The organism is Tunicatimonas sp. (assembly GCF_049647865.1).
GTDB lineage: Bacteria > Bacteroidota > Bacteroidia > Cytophagales > Cyclobacteriaceae > Tunicatimonas.
Genome location: NZ_JBARYM010000312.1, coordinates 1 through 1,571 on the forward strand (window position 1 = coordinate 1; position 1,571 = coordinate 1,571).

Consider the following 1,571-nt stretch of genomic DNA (forward strand, 5'->3'; position numbering starts at 1 on the left):
GAAAGACGGGGTTCGAACCCGCGACCTCGACCTTGGCAAGGTCGCGCTCTACCAGCTGAGCTACTTTCACATTCCTAAAATTGGATTACAAAGTTAATCAACCGTTTTAAATAGTCAACCCCTGCACCAGAAATATTTGTCGCTACTATTCCCTACATTCAACTTATTTTTTTCAGTACCTTTGACTCAGACAATGAACAGTGAACAATTAGCAATATACAATTGGTAACTAACATTGACTCTTAAACCCAAAATTAGTCAGCTATTACCTAGTGCTGTAACACGCTAACACTACAAACAACATATCTATGATCTTATCCGGTAACTCCATTCAGGCTCAACTGGGAGAAAATATTAAGATTGACCCGTTTCGTCCGGAACAGCTCAATCCTAACAGTTATAATCTGCGCCTTCATCATGAGTTATTGGTCTACGATAATGATGAACTGGATATGAAAAGTGAGAATACCGCTCAAAAAATTATTATTCCTGAAGAGGGTTTACTGATGGAGCGGCACAAACTCTACCTGGGCCGAACCCTAGAGTTTACTGAGACCAAAGATTACGTACCCATGCTGGAAGGCCGTTCTTCTATTGGTCGGTTAGGCTTGTTTGTGCACATTACCGCGGGCTTTGGTGATGTAGGGTTCGCGGGGTTTTGGACGTTGGAGATGTTCTGCGTACAACCTATTCGTATTTACGCCGGAGTAGAAATCTGCCAGATATTTTACCACGCCATTGAAGGCGATTACCAAACCTACCGAAGCGGACAGGGGCACAGTGGAGGCAAATATCAGAACAACCGCGGTATTCAGCCCAGTTTACTATTCAAAGACTTTGAAAAACCGTAAAACTATACGCTATGGCTACTAACGTACTTTCCAGCAATATTCTGTTCGTTGATGTCGAGACGGTGACCGCCGAAGAGAACTACAACGATCTTTCGCCACTTCTCCAGCAGGCCTGGGATCGTAAGGCCGAATTTTTCCGGGAAGCGGATAGTAAAACTGCTACGGAGTTATTCTCCGAACGAGCGGCCCTTTATGCCGAGTTTGGTAAGGTAGTGAGCATTGCTATTGGCTACTTCCACTCGCTAGACGATAATCAGAACGAATTACGCATTAAATGCATTACGTACCCCGACGAAGCGGCCGTGTTGCACGAATTTATAGAAACGGTACAGCGCTTTGATCAGAACCAACTCCGCCTCTGTGCCCACAACGGTCGCGATTTTGACTACCCCTACCTCTGCCGCCGAATGCTGATTAGTGGTATGGAACTCCCCCAATCGCTGCAACTGATGAATAAGAAAGCCTGGGAAGTGCCCCACCTAGATACCATGGAAATGTGGAAATTCGGCGAGTACAAAAAGTTTGTTCCGCTGGATTTACTCGCCGCCCTCTTCTCCGTAGAAGTTGACTCCGACAAACTACTGGATGCCCCACAGATTCAGCAAGCGTACTATCAAGATCAGGATTTAGAGAAAATTATCCAATCGGGCTACCAGAATATCCGCTTACTAGCCCAGGTATATCTAGCGATGCTCTCGCAACCGTTATTGTCTGATGAGC

At 45.6% G+C, this 1,571-nt stretch carries 2 protein-coding genes; both read left to right on the forward strand.

Features of this window, described 5'->3' with window-relative positions; all coding sequences use genetic code 11:
• Positions 1-308: 308 nt before the first annotated feature.
• A complete protein-coding gene (dcd, locus tag WBA23_RS09460) occupies positions 309-851 on the forward strand; it encodes a dCTP deaminase (RefSeq protein ID WP_424582033.1) in 543 nt (180 codons plus the stop codon).
• Positions 852-862: 11 nt separating this feature from the next.
• Positions 863-1,571: 3'-5' exonuclease (locus WBA23_RS09465; RefSeq protein ID WP_424582034.1), on the forward strand; the 709-nt coding region annotated here is incomplete at its 3' end.

Excerpts from the sequence above, each read along its gene's own strand:
- dcd (WP_424582033.1), top strand. The coding sequence starts at position 309 with ATGATCTTATCCGGTAACTCCATTCAGGCTCAACTGGGAGAAAATATT.